This window comes from Methylobacterium sp. yr668 (assembly GCF_900116245.1).
Lineage (GTDB): Bacteria > Pseudomonadota > Alphaproteobacteria > Rhizobiales > Beijerinckiaceae > Methylobacterium.
Genome location: NZ_FOZY01000013.1, coordinates 136,916 through 159,387, shown reverse-complemented (window position 1 = coordinate 159,387; position 22,472 = coordinate 136,916). Strand labels below are relative to the sequence as shown.

The window sequence follows — 22,472 nt, the reverse complement described above, 5'->3', positions numbered from 1 at the left end:
GACCGCGTTCCGTCTCCTTCGGCGCTGCGGCGTCTTCCGGAGTCGGAGCTGCAGGCGGTGGCGGACGCGGTGCGCGCCGAGATGATCGACGCGGTCTCGATCACCGGCGGCCATCTCGGCTCGGGGCTCGGCGTGGTCGAGCTGACCGTGGCGCTCCACCACGTGTTCGACACCCCCGACGACCGCATCGTCTGGGACGTCGGACACCAGTGCTACCCGCACAAGATCCTCACCGAGCGCCGCGACCGCATCCGGACGCTCCGCCAGGGCGGCGGCCTGTCGGGCTTCACCAAGCGCTCCGAGAGCGTCTACGACCCCTTCGGCGCCGCCCACTCCTCGACCTCGATCTCGGCCGCGCTGGGCATGGCGGTCGCCCGCGACCTCGACAACGCCGCCGCCAAGGCGAAGAGCCGCCCGCCCAAGCGCCGCAACGCCATCGCGGTCATCGGCGACGGCTCGATGTCGGCCGGCATGGCCTACGAGGCCCTCAACAACGCCGGCGCCCTGCACTCGCGCCTGATCGTCATCCTCAACGACAACGACATGTCGATCGCGCCCCCCGTCGGCGCCATGTCGGCCTACCTCGCCCGCCTCGCCTCGGGCGGCGCCTACCAGTCCCTGCGCGAGACCGCCAAGCAGCTCGGCAAGCTCCTGCCCAAGGCGCTCTACCAGCGCGCCGCCGCGGCCGAGGAATACGCCCGCTCGCTCGTGGTCGGCGGCGGCACCATGTTCGAGGAGATGGGCTTCCACTACGTCGGCCCGGTCGACGGGCACAACCTCGACCACCTGCTGCCGGTCCTGAAGAACGTCCGCGACGCCGAGCACGGCCCGATCCTGCTCCACGTCGTCACCCAGAAGGGCAAGGGCTACGCGCCGGCGGAAGCCTCGGCCGACCGCTACCACGGCGTGGTCAAGTTCGACGTGGTGTCGGGCGTCCAGGCCAAGGCCAAGCCGAACGCGCCGGCCTACACGCGGGTGTTCGGCGAGAGCCTGATCAAGGCGGCCGACGCCGACGACAAGGTCGTGGCGATCACCGCGGCGATGCCGGGGGGCACCGGCATCGACCTGTTCGGCAAGGCGCACCCGGACAAGACCTTCGACGTCGGCATCGCCGAGCAGCACGCGGTGACGTTCGCGGGCGGTCTGGCCACCGAGGGCTACCGGCCGTTCGTGGCGATCTACTCGACCTTCCTGCAGCGGGCCTACGACCAGGTGGTGCACGACGTGGCGCTGCAGAACCTGCCCGTGCGGTTCTGCCTGGACCGGGCGGGGCTGGTCGGCGCCGACGGGGCGACGCACGCGGGCGCGTTCGACCTGGCCTACCTGTGCTGCCTGCCGAATATGACCGTGATGGCGGCCTCCGACGAGGCCGAGCTGGTGCACATGGTGGCGACCGCCCACGCGCACGACACGGGCCCGATCGCGCTGCGCTACCCGCGCGGCGAGGGTGTGGGCGTCGAGCTTCCGGAGCGGGGCGAGGCGCTGGCGATCGGCAAGGGCCGGGTGGTGCGGCGCGACGCGGAGGCGCGTGTGGCGCTGCTGTCGCTCGGCACGCGCCTGTCGGAGGCGCTGAAGGCGGCCGACACGCTGGCCGAGCAGGGCGTGGCGGTGACGGTGGCGGACGCGCGGTTCGCCAAGCCGCTGGACGAGGCGCTGATCCTGGATCTGGCGCGCGACCACGAGGTTCTGATCACGATCGAGGAGGGCTCGCGGGGCGGGTTCGGCGCGATGGTGCTGCACCTGCTGGCGGAGCGGGGCGCGCTGGACGCGGGCGGGGTGCGGGTGCGGACGATGACGCTGCCGGACGCCTACCAGGACCACGACAGCCCGGAGAAGATGTACGCCGAGGCGGGCCTCGACGCCACGACCATCGTCAAGACCGCCCTCGACACCCTGCCCGAGCGGAAGGACAGCCGGTCGCGCCTGCGGCTCGCCTGACCGGGCGGGCCGGCCGCCGGAGCCCGCCCCCGAACCCCGACCGTCTTGCCGGCGCGCGCGATCCTCCGCATATCGCCGGCACGGGGTGAGGGCGCGCGGCGCCGACACGGGGACGAACGAGCGGATGACCTCCGAGAAACTGCGCCTGGGCGTCAACATCGATCACGTCGCGACCGTCCGCAACGCCCGCGGCGGCGACTATCCGGACCCGGTGCGGGCGGCCCTGCTCGCCGTCGAGGCGGGCGCCGACGGGATCACCGCGCATCTCCGCGAGGACCGGCGCCACATCCGCGACACCGACATCGCGGCGCTCAAGCGCGGCCTGTCCGTGCCGCTCAATTTCGAGATGGCCGCCACCGACGAGATGGTGGCGATCGCGCTCGACACCCGCCCGCACGCCGCCTGCCTCGTCCCGGAGAAGCGCGAGGAGCGCACCACCGAGGGCGGCCTCGACATCGTCGGCGGCCGCGCGCACCTCGCGCCGCGCATCCGCGCCCTCGCGGAGGCCGGCATCCGCGTCTCGCTGTTCGTGGAGCCCGAGCCCGCGATCATGGACGCCGCCCGCGCCCTCGGGGCGCCCGTCGTCGAGCTGCACACCGGCAGCTACTGCGAGGCGGCGCTGGAGGACGACGACGCCCGGACCGCGCACGAGCTCGCCCGCATCCGACGCGCGGCGGAGCACGGGGCCGGCCTCGGCCTCGAGATCCACGCGGGCCACGGGCTCACCCTCGGCAGCGTCGGGCCGGTGGCGGCGCTGCCGCAGATCCGGGAGCTGAATATCGGCCATTCCCTGATCGCCGACGCGATCTTCGTGGGGCTCGACCGGGCGGTGCGCGACATGCGGGCCGCCATGGACCGGGCGCGGCACCCATGATCGTCGGGATCGGCTCGGATCTCTGCGACATCCGCCGGATCGCCCGGACCCTGGAGCGGCACGGCGAGCGCTTCACCCACCGGGTCTTCACCGACGGGGAGCGGGCCCGCTGCGACCGCCGGGCCGCCCGCGCCGAGGGCTACGCCCGCCGCTTCGCCGCCAAGGAGGCCTGCGCCAAAGCGCTCGGCACCGGCCTCAGCGCCGGCGTGTTCTGGCGCGACATGGAGGTGGTGAACCTGCCCTCCGGGCAGCCGACCCTGCGGCTCGCGGGCGGCGCGGCCGAGCGGCTCGCGGAACTCCTGCCGGCGGGGCACGCGGCGCGGCTCCACGTGAGCCTCACGGACGATCCGCCGATGGCGCAAGCCTTCGTGATCATCGAGGCCTTGCCGGTCCCTGTCGCCGGTTGAGGCCGCCGTCGCGGATTAGCCTGCGGCGGTCGCGCGTTGCGGGGGGCTCGCGCATGGTCTAGACCGCCGGACACGGCGGACACGATTGCGGCGCATTCCTCGGGACAACCGCACATCAGGCCGCGCGCGGCGGGGCCGCGCCCCGCGGATCGCGGGCGTCGCACCTCAATCGAAGACGGAACGCGCGCGTGGATTACGACGGCAAGCCGCTCAGGAAACCTGCCGACACCGGCACCTGGGCCAGCATCCGCGAGACGCTGAAGGTCGGCATCCAGGCGCTGCTGATCGCCCTCGTGGTGCGGACCCTGCTGTTCCAGCCGTTCAACATCCCGTCGGGCTCGCTGGTGCCGACCCTGCTGATCGGCGACTATCTGTTCGTGTCAAAATATTCTTACGGCTATTCCAAGTACTCGCTGCCGCTCTCGGAGTACATCCCGATTCAGGCCGACGGCCGGATCTGGGGCGCGGACCCGAAGCGCGGCGACATCGCGGTGTTCAAGCTGCCCAAGGACAATTCGACCGACTACATCAAGCGCGTGATCGGCCTGCCGGGCGACAAGATCCAGATGATCGACGGCGTGCTCAACATCAACGGCAAGGCGGTCAAGCGCGAGCGGATCGCCGACTACGAGACCACCGATCCCTACGGCCAGCCGACCAAGGTGCCCCAGTACCTGGAGACCCTGCCCAACGGCGTGGTCCACCGGGTGATCGAGCGCGACGGCGACAACGGCTTCTGGGACAAGACCGAGCTGTACACGGTCCCGCCCGGTCACTTTTTCATGATGGGCGACAACCGCGACAACTCCACCGATTCGCGCGATCTCGCCAATGTCGGCTACGTGCCGTTCGCCAACCTGGTCGGGCGCGCCGAGATGATCTTCTTCTCGATCGACGAGGGTACGCCGGCCTGGCAGGTCTGGAACTGGCCGGCCCACGTGCGCTGGTCGCGCCTGTTCACGACGATCCATTGACCGGCCCGGACTTGGACGACGCCGCGCAGCCCCGGGCCAACGCCCGATCCCGGCGGGCCCACAAGCCGCGCCCGCCGCTGACCGCGCTCGAGGAGCGGATCGGCCACAGCTTCGGCGATCAGGACCTGCTCACCCGCGCGCTGACCCACACCAGCAAGGCGAGCGGCCGGGGCGGCAGCTACCAGCGCCTGGAATTCCTCGGCGACCGCGTGCTCGGGCTCGCGGTCGCCGACCGCCTCTACGGCGCCTTCCCGGAGGCCGACGAGGGCGACCTCTCCCGGCGCCTGGCCGCCCTGGTCCGGCGCGAGACCTGCGCGGCCGTGGCCGCCTCGTGGGAGGTCGGCCCGCACCTGATCCTCGGCCAGGGCGAGGTCATGGGCGGCGGCCGGCGCAACCAGACGATCCTGGCCGACGTCTGCGAGGCGATCCTGGGTGCGATCTACCTCGATGCCGGGTTCGACGCCGCCCGGGCGGTGGTCGAGGCGCATTTCCATCCCGGCGAGCCGACCGCGGCGGCGCGGGGCCGCGACGCCAAATCCGCCCTGCAGGAATGGGCCATGGGCCGCAGCCTGCCGATCCCCACTTATGAGGTGGTGGAGCGCACCGGTCCCGACCACGCGCCCCGGTTCCGCATCGCCGTGCAGGTCGAGGGCCTGGAGCCCGGTCTCGGCGACGGCACGTCGAAGCGGATCGCCGAGCAGGCCGCCGCGCGGGCGCTGATGGAGCGGGAGGGAATCGGGGCCTCCGCGGACGCGGAACCGACGGAGACAGCATGAGCGCGCACGAGCAGGACGATCACGACGCGCAGGACGGACCCAGCATCGCGCCGGCCCGGGACCCCGCGCGCGACCCGTCCACCCTTCCCGGCACGCCCGCCGACGCCCGGGCCGGCTTCGTCGCGCTGATCGGCGTGCCGAATGCCGGCAAGTCGACCCTGCTCAACAACCTCGTCGGCACCAAGGTCTCGATCGTCTCCCGCAAGGTGCAGACGACCCGGGCCCTGGTGCGGGGCATCCTCATCGAGGGCTCGGCCCAGGTCGTGCTGGTCGACACCCCCGGCATCTTCGCGCCCAAGCGCCGCCTCGACCGCGCGATGGTCCACTCGGCCTGGAGCGGCGCCGCCGACGCCGACGCCGTCTGCCTGCTGGTCGACGCGCGCAAGGGTGTCGACGCGGAAGTCGAGGCGGTGCTCGGCCGGCTCGGCGAGGTGAAGCGCGAGAAGCTGCTGATCCTCAACAAGATCGACCTGATCCCGCGCGAGCGGCTGCTCGATCTCGCCGCCAAGCTCAACGCCGCCGCGCCCTTCGCCGAGACCTTCATGATCTCGGCGCTCAACGGCGACGGCGTCGCCGACCTGCGCCGGGCGCTGGCCGCCCGCATGCCGGCGGGCCCGTGGCTGTATCCGGAGGATCAGGTCTCGGACGCGCCCCTGCGCATGCTCGCCGCCGAGATCACCCGGGAGAAGATCTACGACCGGCTGCACGAGGAGCTGCCCTACCGCTCCACGGTGGAGACCGACCAGTGGCAGATCCGGCCCGACGGCTCGGTGCGGATCGAGCAGACGATCTTCGTCGAGCGGGACAGCCAGCGCTCGATCGTGCTCGGCAAGGGCGGCCAGACCATCCGGTCGATCGGGCAGGCGGCCCGGATCGAGATCGCCGAGGCGGCCGACGCCAAGGTCCACCTGTTCCTGCACGTGAAGGTGCGGGAGAACTGGGCCGACGACCCGGCCCGCTACCGCGAGATGGGCCTGGAATTTCCGCGGGGCTGACGCGCCGGGCCGCGCGGGAGGCTGGGCTTCGCGGCCGGTTCCGGTATAAACGCGGTGTTCCCCCGGATGAATCGAGTCGGGCGCGGGTTTACCCCGCTCCGCCGCGGATTCGCGTTCCGGTTTCGGCACTCCAAATCCCGAATCGTCTATGCGCCACGCCGTCTACGGCCTGCCGCCGGTGGACCTCGCCGAGGTCCCGGGCGACGCCGTCCAGCTCTCCCCGTTGATCCCCGGCGCCGCGCGGCTCGAGGATCTGTCCGAGAACAGCCTCGACTCGGCCACCGTGCTGGCGCCGCCCGGAACGGTCGAGCGGCGCTACGTGCTGGCCCAGGTGCTGCGCGCCCTCGGGCCGGGCGGCCGCATGGTCGCCCTGGCGCCCAAGGATCGCGGCGGCACACGCCTCGCCAAGGAGCTGACGACCTTCGGCTGCGCGGCCGCGGACCAGCCGCGCCGGCACCACCGGATCTGCACGGCGGAGCGGCCGACGGCGCCGGCCGGCCTCGCCGAGGCGATCGACGAGGGCGGCCCGCGCCACGTCGACAACCTCGCCCTGTGCACGCAGCCCGGCATCTTCTCGTGGGACCGGCTCGATCCGGGCACGGCGCTGCTGCTCGCGAACCTCCCGGCCCTCAAGGGTCGCGGCGCCGATTTCGGCTGCGGGCTCGGGATCCTCTCGCGGGCCGTCCTGGGCTCCGAGGCCGTGACCGCCCTGACCCTGCTGGAGATCGACCGGCGCGCCGTCGAGATGGCGCGCCGCAACGTCGCCGACCCGCGGGCGACGATCCTCTGGGCGGATATCCGGGCCTCCGGCGCCGTGCCGGATCACCTCGATTTCGTCGTCACGAACCCGCCGTTCCACGAGGGCGGGAGCGAGGATCAGGCGCTCGGCCGGGCGTTCATCGCGCGGGCCGCCGAGGCCCTGCGCCCCGGGGGGGCGCTGTGGCTCGTGGCCAACGCGCACCTGCCCTACGAGGCGAGCCTGCGCGAGGCGTTCCGGCACGTCGCGGTCGCCGTCCAGGCGAACGGCTACCGGGTCTACGAGGCCCGCCGGTGAGCGCGCCGCTTCCATGAGCGCGGCGCGATCCGTCCGCCTGGACAAGCTCCTCGCCAATCTCGGCTACGGGTCGCGCCGCGAGATCCAGGCGCTCGCCCGCGCCGGCGCGATCCGCCTCGACGGCGCGGAGCTCGCGGAGGCCGGCGACCGGATCGCCCTCGCGCCGGACCTGCCGGAGCGCCTCACGATCGACGGCGAGGCCCTGGACCCGCTCCCCGGCCTGTGCCTGATGCTGCACAAGCCGCTGGGCGTCACCTGCTCGCACAAGGAGGCGGGTCCGTTGGTCTACGGGCTGCTCCCCGAGCGCTGGCGCCGCCGCGACCCGCCGCTCTCTACGGTCGGGCGCCTCGACAAGGAGACGTCGGGCCTGCTGCTGCTGACCGACGACGGGGCGCTCCTGCACCGGATCATCAGCCCGAAGGCCCAGGTGGCGAAGCGCTACCGCGTGACCCTCGACCGGCCGCTGACCGGCCGCGAGGCGGAGGTGTTCGCCGCGGGGACGCTCGTGCTGGAGGGCGAGGAGCGCCCGCTCCTGCCGGTGCGGCTCGACGTCGAGGATGCGACGCGCTGCGCGGTGACGCTGACGGAGGGCCGCTACCACCAGGTCCGCCGGATGTTCGCCGCCGTCGGCAACCACGTCGCGGCGCTGCACCGGGACCGGGTCGGCGGTCTCGCCCTGTCGGGGGAGCTGCCGGCGGGGGCGTACCGGGTGATGACGGCCGACGACGTGGCGGCGGTGTTCGCGGGCGGGTGATCCGGGCTGCGCGCCTGTCAGTGCGGCGCCCGGGCGAGGGCGACGACCGCGCCGATCACAGCGAGTGTCTGGAAGCCGATCAGGCCCCCCACCCAGCGCACGATTTCGGACCGCGTATCCGCCAGCCCGGCGCGCAGATCCGCCTTCGTGACGAGATCGCCCTGCAACGCTTCCGCCATGGCATCGGCCAAGCCTTCCGCCTGTTCCGGGGAGAGTTTGGCCTTCTCCCGGAGGGTCCGGGCGAATTTCAGGGTGTCGAATGCGACCGCCGCCATGGTCCGAACTCTCGCGAGGCGAGCCCGCGTGTTGCAAGCGGTCTGAACACAGGCTGTGATTGAGGGCTGGCCCGCGCCGCCCCGCCGCTTCTTGCCTTCGGACCCGCCCTCTGCTAAGCGCCCGCCCATCCCACACGCGGAGCCGGCCTCATGCCTGAATGAGGCGTTTCCGGTGGTCGTCCGAACTCTCGGCCGACCGCATCCCTCCGCGGCGGATATAACCGGAGAGCACAAGAGCCATGGCCGTCGATTTCTCTATGCGTCAGCTCCTCGAGGCGGGCGCCCATTTCGGTCACCAGTCCCACCGCTGGAACCCGAAGATGCAGCCGTACATCTTCGGCACCCGCAACAACATCCACATCATCGACCTCGCCCAGACCGTGCCGGCGCTGCACCAGGCGCTGCAGGCGGTGAGCGACACCGTCGCCAAGGGCGGCCGTGTGCTGTTCGTCGGCACCAAGCGCCAGGCGGCCGACACGATCGCCGAGGCGGCCAAGCGCTCGGCCCAGTACTACGTCAACTCCCGCTGGCTGGGCGGCATGCTCACCAACTGGAAGACCATCTCGGGCTCGATCTCGCGCCTGCGCAAGGTCACCGAGACGCTGGAGACCGGCGGCCCGGGCCTGACCAAGAAGGAGCGCCTGATGCTCTCCCGTGAGAAGGAGAAGCTCGAGAAGGCGCTCGGCGGCATCAAGGACATGGGCGGCGTGCCGGACCTGCTGTTCGTGATCGACACCAACAAGGAGCAGCTGGCGATCAAGGAGGCGAACCGCCTCGGCATCCCGGTGGCCGCCATCGTCGACACCAACTGCAACCCGGACGGCATCAGCTACATCGTCCCGGCCAACGACGACGCCGGCCGCGCGATCGCGCTGTACTGCGACCTGATCGCCAAGGCCGCCATCGACGGCATCTCGCGCGCCCAGGGCTCGTCGGGCATGGATATCGGCGCCTCCGAGGAGCCGATGGCCGAGGAGTTGCCGGCGAACGACGACGCGGCCGTCACGGTCGAGTCCGACGCCCTCGACCCGGCCGACGTGGCGATGCTCGCCGAGTCGACCGAGCACTTCGAGCTGCTCGCTGCCCCGCGCGGCGCGCCGGACGACCTGACCAAGCTCAACGGCGCCGGCCCGCAGATCGTGCAGAAGCTCAACGACGCCGGCATCTACCACTACTGGCAGCTCGCCGCGATGACCCCCGAGGACGTCGCCAAGGTCGATGCCGACCTGAAGCTCAACGGCCGCATCGACCGCGACTCGTGGGTCTCGCAGGCCCGCGGCTTCGTCGAGGCCGCCGCCGCGGCCTGATCCAACGGGGCTTCGCGGCGGCACCGTCATCGGGCCGTCGCGGATCCAGGCATACCGGGCCCGGCCGCTCACCCGCGCGCCGGGCCTCTCGCATCCAGACCACACGAAAGGGACCGCCATGGCCAACATCACCGCCGCGATGGTGAAGGAGCTCCGGGAGAAGACCGGCGCCGGCATGATGGACTGCAAGGGCGCGCTCAACGAGACGCAGGGCGACATCGAGGCCGCCGTCGACTGGCTGCGCAAGAAGGGTCTCGCCAAGGCCGCCAAGAAGGCCGGCCGCGTCGCCGCCGAGGGCCTCGTCGCCGTCGAGTCCGCCGGCCGCCACGCCGCCGTGGTCGAGGTGAACTCCGAGACCGACTTCGTCGCCCGCAACGACGCCTTCCAGGCTTTCGCCCGCGAGGCCGCCAAGATCGCGCTCAACACCGACGGCACGCTCGAGGGCCTCCAGGCCGCCCATTTCCCGGGCGCCACCGAGACCGTCTCGGAGAAGCTGCAGGCCCTGATCGCCACCATCGGCGAGAACATGAACCTGCGCCGGGTCACCAAGCTCGAGGTCAAGAAGGGCGTCATCGCCTCCTACGTGCACAACCAGATCTCCGAGGGCCTCGGCAAGATCGGCGTGCTCGTGGCGCTCGAGTCCGAGGGCGACGTCGACGCGCTCTCGGCACTGGGTCGCCAGATCGCCATGCACATCGCGGCGACCAACCCGGTGGCGCTGGACGCCTCGGGCGTCGACGCCGCCACGGTGGAGCGCGAGTCGAACATCCTGCGCGAGAAGAACGCCGGCAAGCCGGACCACGTGATGGCCAAGATCGTCGAGAGCGGCCTGAAGAGCTACTACAAGGAGGTCACCCTTTTGGAGCAGCCCTTCGTGCACGACGGCTCCAAGACGGTGAGCCAGGTCCTCAAGGAGGCCGGCTCCAAGGTCGGCGGCCCCGTGACCCTGACGGGCTTCGTCCGCTACGCGCTGGGCGACGGCATCGAGAAGGAAGAGGGTCCGGACTTCGCCACCGAGGTCGCCCAGCAGGCTGGCCGCGCCTGACACCGACCGCGAGCGCCCGGTTTGCCGGGCCGTCGTGAGATCAGCCCCGTCCGGCACGCGCCGGGCGGGGCTTCGCGTTTCCGGAGGCGCCCGATCGATCCGCGCGGGGTCGTGTTGCGCCGCACACCCCGCCGTGCGGCGCCGCGCTAAGTTCCGGGCATGCCTCTGAAGCCCTTCTCCTACCTCATGATCGGCGTGTTCGCCTCCGGCCTCGCCATGACCGTCTTCGGCGCCGTCGGCGTCCTCGCCGGCAGCTGAGAACGAGCGCCGGCGCTCCGGACCCGGACCGCGGCGGCGGCGCAGACGTCCTCCCCGGGCGCACGTCGCTCGCGCGTCGCTCGCGCGCCGGTAGCATTTCGGCCCACGATCCCCGCCGGATCCGGGCCGGGCCCCTCGACGGCGCTCGGGCGGTTGACGTAGAAGCCTCCCCGCTCACGCGATGCGGGATGGAGCCGGGGGCCCAGATGCCGGAGACGACGCCGTTTCGCCGTATCCTCGTGAAGCTGTCGGGGGAGGCGCTCGCCGCTCCCGACGGCTACTGGTTGCATCCGCCGACTCTGGCGGCGCTCGCCGAGGACATCGCCCGCACGATCGAGTCGGGCGCCGAGATTGCCATCGTGGTGGGCGGCGGCAACATGATCCGTGGCGCGCGGATCTCCGCGGCCGGCTGGATCGACCGGGCGACCGGGGATTCGCTCGGCATGATGGCCACGGTGATGAACTCGCTGGCCATCGAGACGGCGCTCAACGCCGCGGGCGTCCAGGCGCGGACCATGTCGGCGGTGTCGATGCCGACCATCTGCGAGACCTATGCCCGCCAGCCGGCCCTGCACCACCTGGACAAGGGCCAGGTCGTCGTCCTCGCCGGCGGCACCGGCAACCCGTTCTTCACCACCGACACCGCCGCGGTGCTGCGGGCCGCCGAGCTGCGCTGCGACGCGGTCCTCAAGGCGACGCAGGTGGACGGCGTCTACTCGGCGGATCCGAAGAAGGATCCGAGCGCCACGCGCTACGACCGCATCACCCACGACGAGGCGATCGCCCGCGACCTGAAGGTGATGGACACCGCCGCCTTCGCGCTGGCCCGGGAGAGCCGCCTGTCGATCGTGGTCGGCTCGCTCCACCCGCCGAGCTCGATCGCCGCGATCCTGTCGGGCGACGCGCCCTCGACCCTCGTGGCGCCCTGACGCGCGGCACGACCGGGCCGCGACCGTTTGCGGCCCTGAAAAAATTCGTCCATTGAGGCCGCGACTGCCCGCGCCGGGCTCAAGACCACGTCAGACGTCTCGGGACGACCCTCATGGCCACACCGGAATTCGATCTCAACGACATCAAGCGCCGCATGCAGGGCGCAGTGTCCTCGCTCTCGAAGGATCTCGGCTCGCTGCGCACCGGGCGCGCCACGCCGTCACTCCTCGACCCGATCCAGGTCGACGCCTACGGCTCGATGATGCCGATGGCCCAGGTCGCCACCGTCAGCGTGCCGGAGCCGCGGCTCCTGTCGATCTCGGTCTGGGACCGCAGCATGGTCACGGCCGTCGAGAAGGCAATCCGCGAATCCGACCTCGGCCTCAACCCGCAGACCGAGGGCCAGACCATCCGGCTCCGCATCCCCGAGATGAACGAGCAGCGCCGCAAGGAGATGGTCAAGGTCGCCCACAAGTACACCGAGGAGGCCCGCGTCGCCGTGCGCCACGTGCGCCGGGACGGCCTCGACCATCTCAAGAAGCTCCTGAAGGACAGCGCCATCTCGGAGGATGACGAGAAGCGTCAGGCCACCGACGTGCAGAAGGCGACCGACCAGTACATCGCCGAGATCGACGGCGTGCTGGCGTCCAAGGAGAAGGAGATCATGCAGGTCTGAGGCGAAGGGCAGGACGCGCGTGACCTCCGCCGCCGCACCGGCCGCGCGTCCCTCGGGACGGCGCGAGCTGTGGCTGCGCGTCGCCTCGGGCCTCGTGCTCGGCGCCGGCGTGCTGGCCGCTCTGGTCTATGGCGGCTGGCCCTTCGCGGGGATCTGGCTCGCCGCCGGCATCGTCGGCTTCGCCGAGTGGATGGTGATGAGCCGCACCGAGCCCCGCGAGGTGCTGATCGCGCTGGGCGCGGCGACGCTCGGCGCCCTGCTGCTCTGCCAGCGCGGCGGTGCCCCGACTCCGGCCTGCCTCGCGGTCCTGCTGCTCGGTGCCGCGGCCTGCGCCACGGTGGCGCGGACCGGACGGGGCCGGCTCCGCGCCTTCCTCGGCGTGCTCGGCGCGGCGGCGATCGCGGCGGTGCCGGTGGCCCTGCGCGACGACCCGGCCATCGGCCTCGTCGGGCCGGCCTGGATGTTCGCGGTGGTCTGGTCCACCGACATCGCGGCCTACTTCGCCGGCCGGAAGATCGGCGGCCCCAAGCTGATGCCCCGGGTCTCGCCCAACAAGACGTGGTCGGGCGCCCTCGGCGGCCTCGTCGGCGCGGTCGCCGCCGGGACGCTGGTCCCGGTGGTCGCCGACCTCGCCGGGATGACCCTGCCCAGCGCCGCCTCTCTCCCGGTCGTGGCGGGCGTGAGCGCGCTCGCCTCGGTGCTGAGTCAGGCCGGCGACCTGATCGAATCCGGCCTGAAGCGCCATTACGGCGTCAAGGATTCGGGGAAGATCATCCCCGGCCATGGCGGCGTCATGGACCGGCTCGACGGATTCTTCGCGGTCGCCGTGCTGGCGGCCGTCTATCTCGCCCTGCGCGGCGGCGGTCTGATCACGTGACGATGAGGGAGTTGAACCCGTGACCCAGGTCGTCACCGTCTTCGGCGCCACCGGCTCGATCGGCCGCTCCACCGCCGACCTCCTGGCGCAGCACGCCGACCGGTTCCGCGTCGGCGCCCTGGTCGGCGGCAAGGATCCCGTCGCCCTGGCCAAGGTCGCCCGCGAGCTCAACGCCTCCTTCGCGGCGCTCGCCGACGAGGCCGCCGGCCCGGCGCTGGCCGAGGCCCTGTCGGGCTCCGGCATCCCGAGCGGGGCGGGGGAGGCGGCCGTTATGGAGGCCGCCGCCCGCGACGCCGACATCGTCGTCGCCGCCGTGAGCGGGGCGGCCGGGCTGAAATCGACCCACGCCGCCCTCCGGCTCGGCCGCAAGGTCGCGCTCGCCAACAAGGAGAGCCTCGTCTGCGCCGGCGACGCCTTCATGCGCGACGCCGCCCGCTACGGCGCCACGATCCTGCCGATGGATTCCGAGCACGACGCGCTGAGCCAGGCGCTGGCCGGCCGGCCGCTCGCCGACGTCCGCACCATGATGATCACGGCCTCGGGCGGCCCGTTCCGGACCTGGACCCGCGAGCGGATCGCCGCCGCCTCCGCGGCCGAGGCCGCCGCCCATCCGACCTGGTCGATGGGCATGAAGATCAACATCGATTCGGCGAGCCTGATGAACAAGGGCCTCGAGCTGATCGAGGCGCACCACCTGTTCGGCATCGAGCCCGAGCGCCTCGACGTGGTCGTGCACCCGCAATCGGTGATCCACGGCATGGTCTACTGGCTCGACGGGGCGGTGACCGCCGAGCTGGCGCTGCCCGACATGCGCGTGCCGATCTCGCACTGCCTCGGCCTCGGCGACCGGCTGACGATCGAGCGCGGCCGGCCCCTCGACCTCGTGAAGCTCGGTTCGCTGACCTTCGAGGCCGCGGACGAGGCGCGTTTCCCGTGCCTGCGGATCGCCCGCGCGGCCCTGGCCGCCGGCGGCGCGGCGCCCACCGTGATGAACGCCGCCAACGAGATCGCGGTGGCGGCGTTCATCGCCGGCCGGATCGGCTTCTACGGGATCAGCGATCTGGTCGAGCGCGCCTGCACCCACTTCGCCGGCCAGTACCGGGCCGCGCCCGCCGACGTCGACGAGGCGCTCGCCATCGACGCCCACGTGCGGATCTGGAGCGCCGAGGCCCTGCCGGAGCTGCGCGCCGCCGGCTGAGCCGTCATTGCGAGCGCAGCGAAGCAACCCAGGGCGGCGCAACATTCTGCGAGCGTGGCGCCGCTGGACTGCTTCGCTGCGCTCGCAGACACGCTTCCCGCCTGAGCCGCGCCTCAGCGCGCGGGGCCGTACCCGGCCAGGAACACACGCACCGCCTCGTCGACCTGATGGCGCATCTCGGCCTCGCCGGCGATGCCGCCCGCCGCGAACAGCAGGCGGGTCAGCAGACCCGCTTGGCAGAGATGCAGGAAGTGCCGGGCCGCGAGCTCGGTGTCGGCGATCGTCAGGCGTCCCGCCTGGACCTGCGCGTCGAGGTAGCGCGAGAGGCGCTCGACGCCGCAGGCCGGACCGGCCTGGTAGTAGACCTGCCCGAAGCGCGGAAACTTCTCGCTCGCGCCGATGACCATGCGGACCAGCGAGACGTGCGCCGGCCGGCACATCTCGGTCAGGAAGCTGCTTCCGAGCCGGGTCAGGACGCCCGGCACGTCGGGATCGTCCGCGTCCAGGGTGAACAGGGCCTCGGCGAGGCTGGCCTTCTCCTGAATGGTCAGCGCCTCGAACAGGTCCTCCTTGTTCTCGAAGTAGACGTAGAGCGTGCCCTTCGAGACCCCGGCCGCCCGCGCGATCTCGCCCATGCTGGCGCCGTCGAACCCCGCCGCCAGGAACACCGTCCGCGCGCCCTCGAGGATCTGCTGCCGCTTGTCGCCCTCGTGCTGGGCCTGACCCCGCTCCAACGCCGCACCCTGAGCCATGATCCCGCTCCGCACCGTGACACCGTCACGCTTGACCGAACCGTTCGGTCAAAATAACCTGCGGCTTCTTCGGGGGCGCGTCAAGCCGTGCCTCGTTATTGACCGAACGGTTCGGTCATTGATGTCGAGGCGCTGATATGTCCCTTCGCGAGGACGCCGATCGGCCGAATTCCGGTCTCGATGCCGCTATTGAGTCCCGAATCGAGGCCGGGGACGAGGCGCGCGCCGAGCGCACGGCGCCGGCCGCGCCGGCCCCCGCCGCGGCGTCCCTGCCGACGCCCGTGCCGGTCGAGGCACCGCCCGCTCGCAAGCGCTCCGTGAAGCGGCTCGTCCTGCTCGGACTGCTGGCGGCCGCCCTCGGCGGCGGCGCGTATCAGGGATGGCAGTGGTGGACCGTCGGGCGGTTCTTCGTCTCGACCGACGACGCCTACGTCCAGGCCGACATCTCGGTCCTGGCGGCCAAGATCCCGGGCTATCTCCAGTCGGTGCCGGTCGTGAACGGCCTCGCGGTGAAGAAGGGCGACGTCATCGCCAAGCTCGACGACGGCGACTACCGCCTCGCGCTGCAGGCGGCGCAGGACAAGCTCGCCACCCAGGAGAGCACGATCGCGCGGATCGGCCGGCAGGCCGAGGCTGCGCAGGCCCAGGTCGCCCAGGCCGCCGCGCAGCTCGACGCGACCCGCGCCGACGCCGTCCGCGCCCAGGCCGACTTCGCCCGGTCGACGCAGATGCAGGCGGATTACGTCGCCAAGTCGCGCATCGACCAGACCCGCGCCGACCGCGACCGCACCGAGGCCTCCGTGAAGGCCATGGAGGCCGGCCTCCTCGCGGCCCGCGCCAACGTGGACGTGCTCCAGGCGCAGAAGCGCGAGGCGGAGAGCCTCGCGGCGGAACTCCGCACCGCCGTCGACCGGGCCCGGCGCGACCTCGACTTCACGGCGATCCGCGCGCCCTTCGACGGGGTGGTCGGCAACAAGGCCGTCGAGGCCGGCGCCTATGTCGGGCCCGGCACGCGGATCGCCGCGCTGGTCCCGCTCCAGAGCGTCCGGATCGACGCGAACTTCAAGGAGACCCAGGTCGAGCGCATGCGTCCCGGCCAGCCGGTGACCGTGACGGTCGACGCCTATCCGGACCGCGAGATCCACGCCGTGGTGGAATCGTTCTCGCCGGCCTCCGGCTCGGTGTTCAGCCTGCTGCCGCCCGACAATGCCACCGGCAACTTCACCAAGATCGTCCAGCGCCTGCCCGTGCGGGTGCGCGTGCCCGAGGAGGTCGCCCGCGAGGGCCTGCTGCGGCCGGGCCTGTCGGCGGTGGTCCGGGTCGATACCCGCACCGGCGCGGACCGCTCCGTCCTCGACCGCGCCTCCGCGCCGCGGCCGGTCAGCACCGCGAGCCGCTGAGACCGGCGATGGCCGCCAGTGCCGCCCTCGCGCCCGGCGCGCCGATCCGCGCCGCCGATCCGCCCCTCGACCGCCGCCGCATGGTGGCGTTCGTCTGCATGGTCTTCGGCATGTTCATGGCGATCCTGGACATCCAGATCGTCTCGGCCTCCCTGAACGAGATCCAGGCCGGCCTCTCGGCCTCCGGCGACGAGATCCCCTGGGTCCAGACCAGCTACCTGATCGCCGAGGTCATCTCGATCCCGCTCTCCGGCACCCTGTCGCGGGTGCTCTCGACGCGCTGGATGTTCGCCATCTCGGCGGGCGGCTTCACCCTGATGAGCCTGATGTGCGCCACCTCCTCGTCGATCGGCGAGATGATCGTCTGGCGGGCGCTCCAGGGCTTCATCGGCGGCGGCATGATCCCGACCGTCTTCGCCGCGGCCTTCACGATCTTCCCGCCCTCGAAGCGGACCATCGTCTCGCCGATGATCGGCCTCGTGGCGACCCTGGCGCCGACGATCGGGCCGACGGTGGGCGGCTACCTGACCGACCTGATGTCCTGGCACTGGCTGTTCCTCATCAACGTCGTGCCGGGCATCTTCGTGACGGTCTCGACCTGGATCCTGGTCGATTTCGACGAGCCCAATTACGGCCTGATCCGGTCGTTCGACTGGGCCGGACTCGCCTTCATGGCCGGCTTCCTCGGCTGCCTCGAATACGTGCTGGAGGAGGGGCCCAACCACGACTGGCTGCAGGACGAGGCGGTCTTCGCCTGCGCGGTCGTCTGCGGGACGTCGGCGCTGCTGTTCTTCTGGCGGGTCTTCACGGCGAAGCAGCCGATCGTCGATCTCAGGGCCTTCTCGGACCGGAACTTCGCCAGCGGCTGCGTGGCGAGCTTCGTGCTGGGCATCGGCCTCTACGGGCTGACCTACATCTACCCGGTCTACCTCGCCCGGGTGCGCGGCTACTCGGCGCTGATGATCGGCGAGACGATGTTCGTCTCCGGCCTGTGCATGTTCGCCACCGCGCCGATCGCCGGCCGGCTCTCGGGCAAGGTCGATCCCCGGATCATGATGGGGATCGGCTTCGTCGGCTTCGCCTGCGGCACGTGGATCGTCACGGGCCTCACCAAGGACTGGGACTTCTACGAGCTGCTCGTGCCGCAGATCCTGCGCGGCTGCTCGCTGATGCTGTGCATGATCCCGATCAACAACATCGCGCTGGGCACGCTGCCGCCGGCGCGGATGAAGAACGCCTCGGGGCTGTTCAACCTGACCCGCAACCTCGGCGGCGCGGTCGGGCTCGCGCTGATCAACACGATCCTCAACGACCGCTGGGACCTGCACCTCGCCCGGCTCCACGAGCGCTTCACCTGGGCGAACACGGCCGCGCTGGAGCGGCTCGACGCGATGCAGCGCGGCTTCGACGCCTACGGCAGCGCCGCCTCCGACATGGCGCTGAAGGCGATGACCAACACGGTGCGGATCCAGGGCCTCGTCATGGCCTTCGAGGACGTGTTCCTGTCCCTCACCGTCCTGTTCCTCGCGATGGCCTGCGCGGTCCCCATGATCCGGCGGCCGAAGGCCGGCGCGGGCGGGGGTGGCGGCCACTGACGGGCGGTCCCCGACGGGCGGGACCGCCCCCGCGCGATCGGCCGGTGCGGAATCGGACGGCGCGTGCGACCTTCCGCGGCCGGGCCGCAGGATTGCGTTGGCGGTCGGCACCGCCGATCTGCTAGACAGGGCGGATGGCCGGCCCGAGAAGCCGGCGCCGAGACGGCCAGGATACGGCTTATGGACTTCCTCAACGCGATGGGCGGAACCGCCGGCGGTTTCTTCGGCGCCGTGATCCCGTTCCTGTTCGTGCTCACCGTCGTGGTGTTCGTGCACGAGATGGGCCACTTCCTGGTCGGGCGCTGGTGCGGGGTCGGCGTGCACGCCTTCTCGCTCGGCTTCGGCCCCGAGCTGTTCGGGTTCAACGACCGGCGCGGCACCCGCTGGAAGGTCTGCGCGATCCCGCTCGGCGGCTACGTGAAGTTCCACGGCGACGTGAACGGCGCCAGCATGCCCGATCCCGAGGCCGTCGCCCGGATGAGCCCGCACGAGCGGGCTATCAGCTTCCCGACCCAGCCCGTGTCCAAGCGCGCCGCGATCGTCGCCGCGGGCCCGGTGGCCAACTTCATCCTGGCGATCCTGCTCTTCGCGGGCGCCATCTGGCTCGGCGGCCGCTACGAGCTGCCCGCCCGGGTCTCGTCGGTGGAGCCGAACAGCGTCGCCGCCCAGGCCGGCTTCCAGCCCGGCGACGTGATCACCGCGATCGACGGCGAGAAGATCGGCGACTTCAACGCCATGTACCGCACGGTGACCGGCAGCGCCGGGACGCCGCTGACCTTCACGGTGGAGCGCCACGACCAGCCCATCACTATCCAGGCGACGCCGGCCACCTTCGAGGAGAAGACGCCGTTCGGCCGCCACCGGATCGGCCGGCTCGGCATCCGCTCGCCCGCGGGCTCGGAGGCGCGGCTCGTGCAGTACGGGGCGCTCGACTCGCTCAATCTCGGCGTGAAGGAGACCTACTTCGTCGTCGAGCGCACCTTCTCGTATCTCGGCAAGCTCGTGACGGGCCGGGAATCCGCCGACCAGCTCTCGGGTCCGATCGGCATCGCCCGCGTCTCCGGCGAGGTCGCCAAGACCGGCGGCGTCGGCGGCCTGGTCGGGCTGATCGCCCTGCTCTCCGTCTCGATCGGCCTGCTCAACCTGTTCCCGGTGCCGCTGCTCGATGGCGGCCACCTGCTGTTCTACGCCTTCGAGGTGGTGCGTGGCCGCCCGCTCAGCGAGCGGGCCCAGGAGATCGGCTTCCGCATCGGCCTCGCCCTCGTGCTGATGCTGATGCTGTTCGCCGCCTGGAACGACATCCTCAACCTCGGCGCCTCCTGGCGGAACACCTGATCCGGGGCCGGCTGGGATCCCTGGATCCCCGCCGGATCGCCGCCGGATCTCCACCGGAAACGCTGCCCCAATCCCGCCGCGATCTCGCCCGGACACCGCCCGGATGGCGCCGCGGCGCCGCGCCGAAACGGGGTTAACGGGACCTTCACGCGACCGTGAGTGGCGCGAAAAAGGGCCGGTCGCTCAGGCGTTTACGGCACGTTCACCATGATCCGCGGTTTGCCCGTAAGCTGACCGCACCGTTAAGTGGCGCGAAGGCCACGACCCCCCAAAATCCCCTGACGATGGCCTCCCGCGCGTTTGCTTGGCAGGGGAATCCCGCTAAGAGCTACGCTTGGACCGAAGCCACGCTTGGACCAGGTGACGGGACGGCCGATCAACGGTCGCCCGTGACGGGCTAACCCCCGCGACCAGAACAGAAACGGGCGATTGCATGATGTCGTTGACGGGGAAGCCCCGACGTAAGTCGGTGCGGAAAACCATCGTCCTAGTCACTGCCGGTCTGGGTGTCGTCCTGAGCGGGGCTGCCCAGGCGCAGCAGATCGTCGTCCAGGGCAACCAGCGCGTCGATGCCGACACGATCCGGTCCTACGTGACCGGGACGGCGTCCGGCTCCGCCGAGGAGGCCCGCCGCAACCTGCTCGCGAGCGGGATGTTCTCCGACGTGAAGGTCGCCCAGTCGGGCGGCCGCACGGTGGTGACCGTCCGCGAGAACAACCTGATCAACCGCGTGGTCTTCGAGGGCAACAAGAAGATCGAGAAGGCCACCCTGGAAGGGGTGGTCGAGGCCAAGTCCCGCGGGCCCTACAGCGAGGCGATCATCAACGCCGACCTCGCGCGCATCCGCGACGTCTACAAGCGCTTCGGCCGCGGCACCGCCAAGGTGACCTACCGGACGGTCGACCTGCCCAACGGCCGCGTCGACGTGATCTACCAGATCGACGAGGGCGACAAGACCGGCATCCTCTCGATCAACTTCGTCGGCAACAACGCCTACTCGGAGCGGACGCTGAAGGGGCTGATGAGCTCCTCGGAGATGAACTTCCTGTCGTTCATCAAGACCTCCGACGTCTACGATCCCGACCGCATCACCAACGACCTCGACCAAGTCCGTCGCTACTACTTGAAGAACGGCTACGCCGACTTCCAGGTGGTCAGCGCCGACGCGCGCTACGTCGAGGGCGACAAGTCCGGCTACGTCATCACCATCACGGTGAGCGAGGGCGAGCAGTACCGGGTCGGCGCCGTCCAGGTGGATTCGCGCCTGCCGGGCCTCGACACCGCGAAGCTCGACAGCGACATCGCCACCTCCGTGGGCGACGTCTACAACGCCGACGACGTCGAGAAGACGCTCAACAACGTCACCCGCCAGGTCAACCGCGCCGGCTATCCGTTCGCGCAGGTCCGCCCGACCGGCCAGCGCGACCCGGCGAGCCACCAGGTCTCCCTGGGCTTCGTGGTCGAGGACGGCCCGCACGTCTACGTCGAGCGCATCAACATCCGCGGCAACACCCGCACCCGCGACTACGTCATCCGCCGCGAGCTCGATATCGCGGAGGGCGATGCCTACAACCGCGTGCTGACCGACCGCGCCGAGCGGCGCCTGAACGGCCTGGGCTTCTTCAAGAAGGTCCGCTTCTCGAACGAGCCGGGCTCGGCCCCGGACCGCGTGGTCATCAACATCGACGTCGAGGATCAGCCCACGGGTTCGTTCTCGGTGGCGGGCGGCTACTCCACCCAGGACGGCATCATCGGCGAGGTCTCGGTCTCCGAGTCGAACTTCCTCGGTCGCGGCCAGTACGTCCGCCTCGCCGGTACGGGCGGCCAGTACTCGCGCGGCGTCGACTTCTCGTTCACCGAGCCGTACTTCCTCGGCTACCGCCTCGCGGCGGGCTTCGATGCCTTCTACAAGTACTCCGACCTGACCCGGTACTCGCGCTACGAGACCACGGTGTACGGCGGTCAGCTGCGCCTCGGTCTGCCGATCACCGAGGAGTTCGGCATCACGCTGCGCTACTCGCTGTACAACACCGAGCTGAAGGTGCCGAACACCCTCAAGCGGCCGTACAACGACTGCTCGATCCCGATCCCCGGCTACACCGCCACCTACGCGGCGGGCACGATCGACCCGAACACCGGCCGCAACATCGGCGGCCAGTCGATCTACCCGAACTGCGCGTATGACGGCGAGGCCTCGATCGCCATCAAGGGCTCGCAAGGCAACACGCTGACCTCGCTGGCCGGCCTGACGCTCGCCTACTCGACCCTCGATGTGATCGGCGCGCCCCGCAACGGTCTCTACGCCGAGCTGAAGCCCGACGTCGCGGGCCTGGGCGGCGACTCCAAGTTCTTCCGCGTGACCGCCGACGCGCGGTACTACAAGGAGATCTTCGAGGACGTGGTCGGCTTCATCCGCTTCCAGGGCGGCCACATCTCGTCGCTCAACAACGACCCGCTGCGGGTGACCGACCAGTTCTTCCTCGGCCCGTCGCTGGTCCGCGGCTTCGCGCCGAACGGCATCGGTCCGCGCGACGTCGGCATCGCCGACGCCCGCTCGAACGCCATCGGCGGCTCGACCTACGTCGGCGGCACCCTCGAAGTGCAGTTCCCGCTGCCCCTCGTTCCGCGGGATCTGGGCCTGAAAGGCGCGCTCTTCGCCGATGCCGGCACGCTGTTCGGCTATCACGGCCAGCGGAACTTCAACGTGAACGGCGACGCCTTCATCAACGGCATCTCGCCGACGACCGGGAAGTGCAACTTCAACGCCTTCACGATCGGCGTGGAGCCGGAATGCGTGAACGTCCGCGACACGGCGGCGATCCGCTCCTCGATCGGCGCGTCCATCCTGTGGAACTCGCCGCTCGGCCCGATCCGGTTCGACTACGCCTACGCTCTGTCCAAGGACGAGGGTCAGAAGGTGTTCGTCCCGATCCTCGGCAAGTTCGGCCATATCGGCGCGGATCAGGTCCAGGCCTTCCGCTTCTCCGGCGGCTCGCGCTTCTGATAAAAAACACGCGCGCCGGCCGGATTCTCCCGGCCGGCGCGTTGTCGG

General features: G+C 71.1%; 20 protein-coding genes. 18 read left to right on the top strand and 2 right to left on the bottom strand.

Going from position 1 to position 22,472, the window contains the following annotated elements:
• The 8 genes from dxs to BM419_RS17770 all read left to right on the top strand — a co-directional run.
• Positions 1 to 1,938: 1-deoxy-D-xylulose-5-phosphate synthase (gene dxs, locus BM419_RS17805; RefSeq protein ID WP_280141966.1), on the top strand; the 1,938-nt coding region annotated here is incomplete at its 5' end.
• Positions 1,939 to 2,062: 124 nt separating this feature from the next.
• Positions 2,063 to 2,812 carry a pyridoxine 5'-phosphate synthase gene (locus tag BM419_RS17800; protein WP_091927211.1) on the top strand — a complete coding sequence of 250 codons (750 nt, stop codon included), beginning with the start codon at positions 2,063 to 2,065 and terminating at the stop codon, positions 2,810 to 2,812.
• Positions 2,809 to 3,219: a holo-ACP synthase gene (gene acpS, locus BM419_RS17795; RefSeq protein ID WP_020092967.1), complete on the top strand. Its 411-nt coding sequence runs from the start codon at positions 2,809 to 2,811 to the stop codon at positions 3,217 to 3,219. Before BM419_RS17800 ends, acpS begins: the two co-directional genes overlap by 4 nt.
• 188 nt (positions 3,220 to 3,407) lie before the next feature.
• Positions 3,408 to 4,193, top strand: coding sequence for a signal peptidase I (gene lepB, locus BM419_RS17790; RefSeq protein ID WP_020092968.1), 786 nt, complete (start codon positions 3,408 to 3,410; stop codon positions 4,191 to 4,193).
• A gap of 11 nt (positions 4,194 to 4,204) precedes the next feature.
• A complete protein-coding gene (gene rnc, locus BM419_RS17785) occupies positions 4,205 to 4,969 on the top strand; it encodes a ribonuclease III (protein ID WP_020092969.1) in 765 nt (254 codons plus the stop codon).
• On the top strand, positions 4,966 to 5,964 hold the full coding sequence (gene era, locus BM419_RS17780; RefSeq protein ID WP_091927210.1) for a GTPase Era: 999 nt from the start codon (positions 4,966 to 4,968) through the stop codon (positions 5,962 to 5,964). Before rnc ends, era begins: the two co-directional genes overlap by 4 nt.
• Positions 5,965 to 6,112: 148 nt before the next feature.
• Positions 6,113 to 7,018, top strand: a complete 906-nt coding sequence (locus BM419_RS17775) for a class I SAM-dependent methyltransferase (RefSeq protein WP_091680439.1) — start codon at positions 6,113 to 6,115, stop codon at positions 7,016 to 7,018.
• A gap of 13 nt (positions 7,019 to 7,031) precedes the next feature.
• Entirely contained in the window at positions 7,032 to 7,772 is a 741-nt protein-coding gene (locus tag BM419_RS17770; protein WP_091927209.1) for a pseudouridine synthase, read from the top strand.
• Between the two features lie 17 nt (positions 7,773 to 7,789).
• Here BM419_RS17770 and BM419_RS17765 read toward each other — a convergent pair whose 3' ends face one another.
• Entirely contained in the window at positions 7,790 to 8,047 is a 258-nt protein-coding gene (locus BM419_RS17765) for a hypothetical protein (RefSeq protein WP_091927208.1), read from the bottom strand.
• A gap of 239 nt (positions 8,048 to 8,286) precedes the next feature.
• Between BM419_RS17765 and BM419_RS17760 the strand changes: the two genes are divergently transcribed.
• From BM419_RS17760 to dxr, 6 genes are all read left to right on the top strand, one after another.
• Positions 8,287 to 9,354, top strand: a complete 1,068-nt coding sequence (locus BM419_RS17760; protein WP_020092974.1) for a 30S ribosomal protein S2 — start codon at positions 8,287 to 8,289, stop codon at positions 9,352 to 9,354.
• A gap of 118 nt (positions 9,355 to 9,472) precedes the next feature.
• Positions 9,473 to 10,399 (top strand): translation elongation factor Ts, encoded by a 927-nt coding sequence (tsf, locus tag BM419_RS17755; RefSeq protein WP_042676079.1) that lies wholly within the window; start codon positions 9,473 to 9,475, stop codon positions 10,397 to 10,399.
• A gap of 464 nt (positions 10,400 to 10,863) precedes the next feature.
• The gene (gene pyrH, locus BM419_RS17750) at positions 10,864 to 11,586 is read left to right on the top strand and encodes a UMP kinase (protein WP_026604897.1); all 723 of its coding nucleotides are present in this window, start codon (positions 10,864 to 10,866) and stop codon (positions 11,584 to 11,586) included.
• Between the two features lie 113 nt (positions 11,587 to 11,699).
• The gene (gene frr / locus BM419_RS17745) at positions 11,700 to 12,263 is read left to right on the top strand and encodes a ribosome recycling factor (RefSeq protein ID WP_020092978.1); all 564 of its coding nucleotides are present in this window, start codon (positions 11,700 to 11,702) and stop codon (positions 12,261 to 12,263) included.
• 19 nt (positions 12,264 to 12,282) lie between these two features.
• A complete protein-coding gene (locus tag BM419_RS17740) occupies positions 12,283 to 13,140 on the top strand; it encodes a phosphatidate cytidylyltransferase (RefSeq protein WP_020092979.1) in 858 nt (285 codons plus the stop codon).
• 19 nt (positions 13,141 to 13,159) lie between these two features.
• Entirely contained in the window at positions 13,160 to 14,338 is a 1,179-nt protein-coding gene (dxr, locus tag BM419_RS17735; RefSeq protein WP_091680444.1) for a 1-deoxy-D-xylulose-5-phosphate reductoisomerase, read from the top strand.
• Positions 14,339 to 14,451: 113 nt separating this feature from the next.
• On the opposite strand, the gene BM419_RS17730 is transcribed toward dxr, so the two are convergent.
• Positions 14,452 to 15,090 (bottom strand): TetR/AcrR family transcriptional regulator, encoded by a 639-nt coding sequence (locus tag BM419_RS17730; RefSeq protein WP_026604898.1) that lies wholly within the window; start codon positions 15,088 to 15,090, stop codon positions 14,452 to 14,454.
• A 137-nt stretch (positions 15,091 to 15,227) separates the two neighbouring features.
• Between BM419_RS17730 and BM419_RS17725 the strand changes: the two genes are divergently transcribed.
• The 4 genes from BM419_RS17725 (at position 15,228) to bamA (ending at position 22,424) form a co-directional block, all read left to right on the top strand.
• Positions 15,228 to 16,490: an HlyD family secretion protein gene (locus BM419_RS17725; protein ID WP_091927207.1), complete on the top strand. Its 1,263-nt coding sequence runs from the start codon at positions 15,228 to 15,230 to the stop codon at positions 16,488 to 16,490.
• A gap of 8 nt (positions 16,491 to 16,498) precedes the next feature.
• Complete coding sequence (locus tag BM419_RS17720) at positions 16,499 to 18,085, top strand: DHA2 family efflux MFS transporter permease subunit (protein ID WP_091927206.1); 1,587 nt, start codon at positions 16,499 to 16,501, stop codon at positions 18,083 to 18,085.
• A 180-nt stretch (positions 18,086 to 18,265) separates the two neighbouring features.
• Complete coding sequence (gene rseP / locus BM419_RS17715) at positions 18,266 to 19,420, top strand: RIP metalloprotease RseP (RefSeq protein ID WP_091927205.1); 1,155 nt, start codon at positions 18,266 to 18,268, stop codon at positions 19,418 to 19,420.
• 433 nt (positions 19,421 to 19,853) lie between these two features.
• Positions 19,854 to 22,424 (top strand): outer membrane protein assembly factor BamA, encoded by a 2,571-nt coding sequence (gene bamA / locus BM419_RS17710; RefSeq protein ID WP_026604899.1) that lies wholly within the window; start codon positions 19,854 to 19,856, stop codon positions 22,422 to 22,424.
• Positions 22,425 to 22,472: the final 48 nt, after the last annotated feature.

What these genes read in the sequence shown, in the direction of transcription:
- pyrH (WP_026604897.1), top strand. Translation starts at nt 10,864, where the DNA reads ATGCCGGAGACGACGCCGTTTCGCCGTATCCTCGTGAAGCTGTCGGGG.
- bamA (WP_026604899.1), top strand. Translation starts at nt 19,854, where the DNA reads ATGATGTCGTTGACGGGGAAGCCCCGACGTAAGTCGGTGCGGAAAACC.
- tsf (WP_042676079.1), top strand. Translation starts at nt 9,473, where the DNA reads ATGGCCAACATCACCGCCGCGATGGTGAAGGAGCTCCGGGAGAAGACC.
- frr (WP_020092978.1), top strand. Translation starts at nt 11,700, where the DNA reads ATGGCCACACCGGAATTCGATCTCAACGACATCAAGCGCCGCATGCAG.
- BM419_RS17765 (WP_091927208.1), bottom strand. Translation starts at nt 8,047, where the DNA reads ATGGCGGCGGTCGCATTCGACACCCTGAAATTCGCCCGGACCCTCCGG.
- BM419_RS17760 (WP_020092974.1), top strand. Translation starts at nt 8,287, where the DNA reads ATGGCCGTCGATTTCTCTATGCGTCAGCTCCTCGAGGCGGGCGCCCAT.
- BM419_RS17800 (WP_091927211.1), top strand. Translation starts at nt 2,063, where the DNA reads ATGACCTCCGAGAAACTGCGCCTGGGCGTCAACATCGATCACGTCGCG.
- rseP (WP_091927205.1), top strand. Translation starts at nt 18,266, where the DNA reads ATGGACTTCCTCAACGCGATGGGCGGAACCGCCGGCGGTTTCTTCGGC.
- BM419_RS17775 (WP_091680439.1), top strand. Translation starts at nt 6,113, where the DNA reads ATGCGCCACGCCGTCTACGGCCTGCCGCCGGTGGACCTCGCCGAGGTC.
- BM419_RS17725 (WP_091927207.1), top strand. Translation starts at nt 15,228, where the DNA reads ATGTCCCTTCGCGAGGACGCCGATCGGCCGAATTCCGGTCTCGATGCC.
- BM419_RS17730 (WP_026604898.1), bottom strand. Translation starts at nt 15,090, where the DNA reads ATGGCTCAGGGTGCGGCGTTGGAGCGGGGTCAGGCCCAGCACGAGGGC.
- BM419_RS17720 (WP_091927206.1), top strand. Translation starts at nt 16,499, where the DNA reads ATGGCCGCCAGTGCCGCCCTCGCGCCCGGCGCGCCGATCCGCGCCGCC.
- BM419_RS17770 (WP_091927209.1), top strand. Translation starts at nt 7,032, where the DNA reads ATGAGCGCGGCGCGATCCGTCCGCCTGGACAAGCTCCTCGCCAATCTC.
- era (WP_091927210.1), top strand. Translation starts at nt 4,966, where the DNA reads ATGAGCGCGCACGAGCAGGACGATCACGACGCGCAGGACGGACCCAGC.
- acpS (WP_020092967.1), top strand. Translation starts at nt 2,809, where the DNA reads ATGATCGTCGGGATCGGCTCGGATCTCTGCGACATCCGCCGGATCGCC.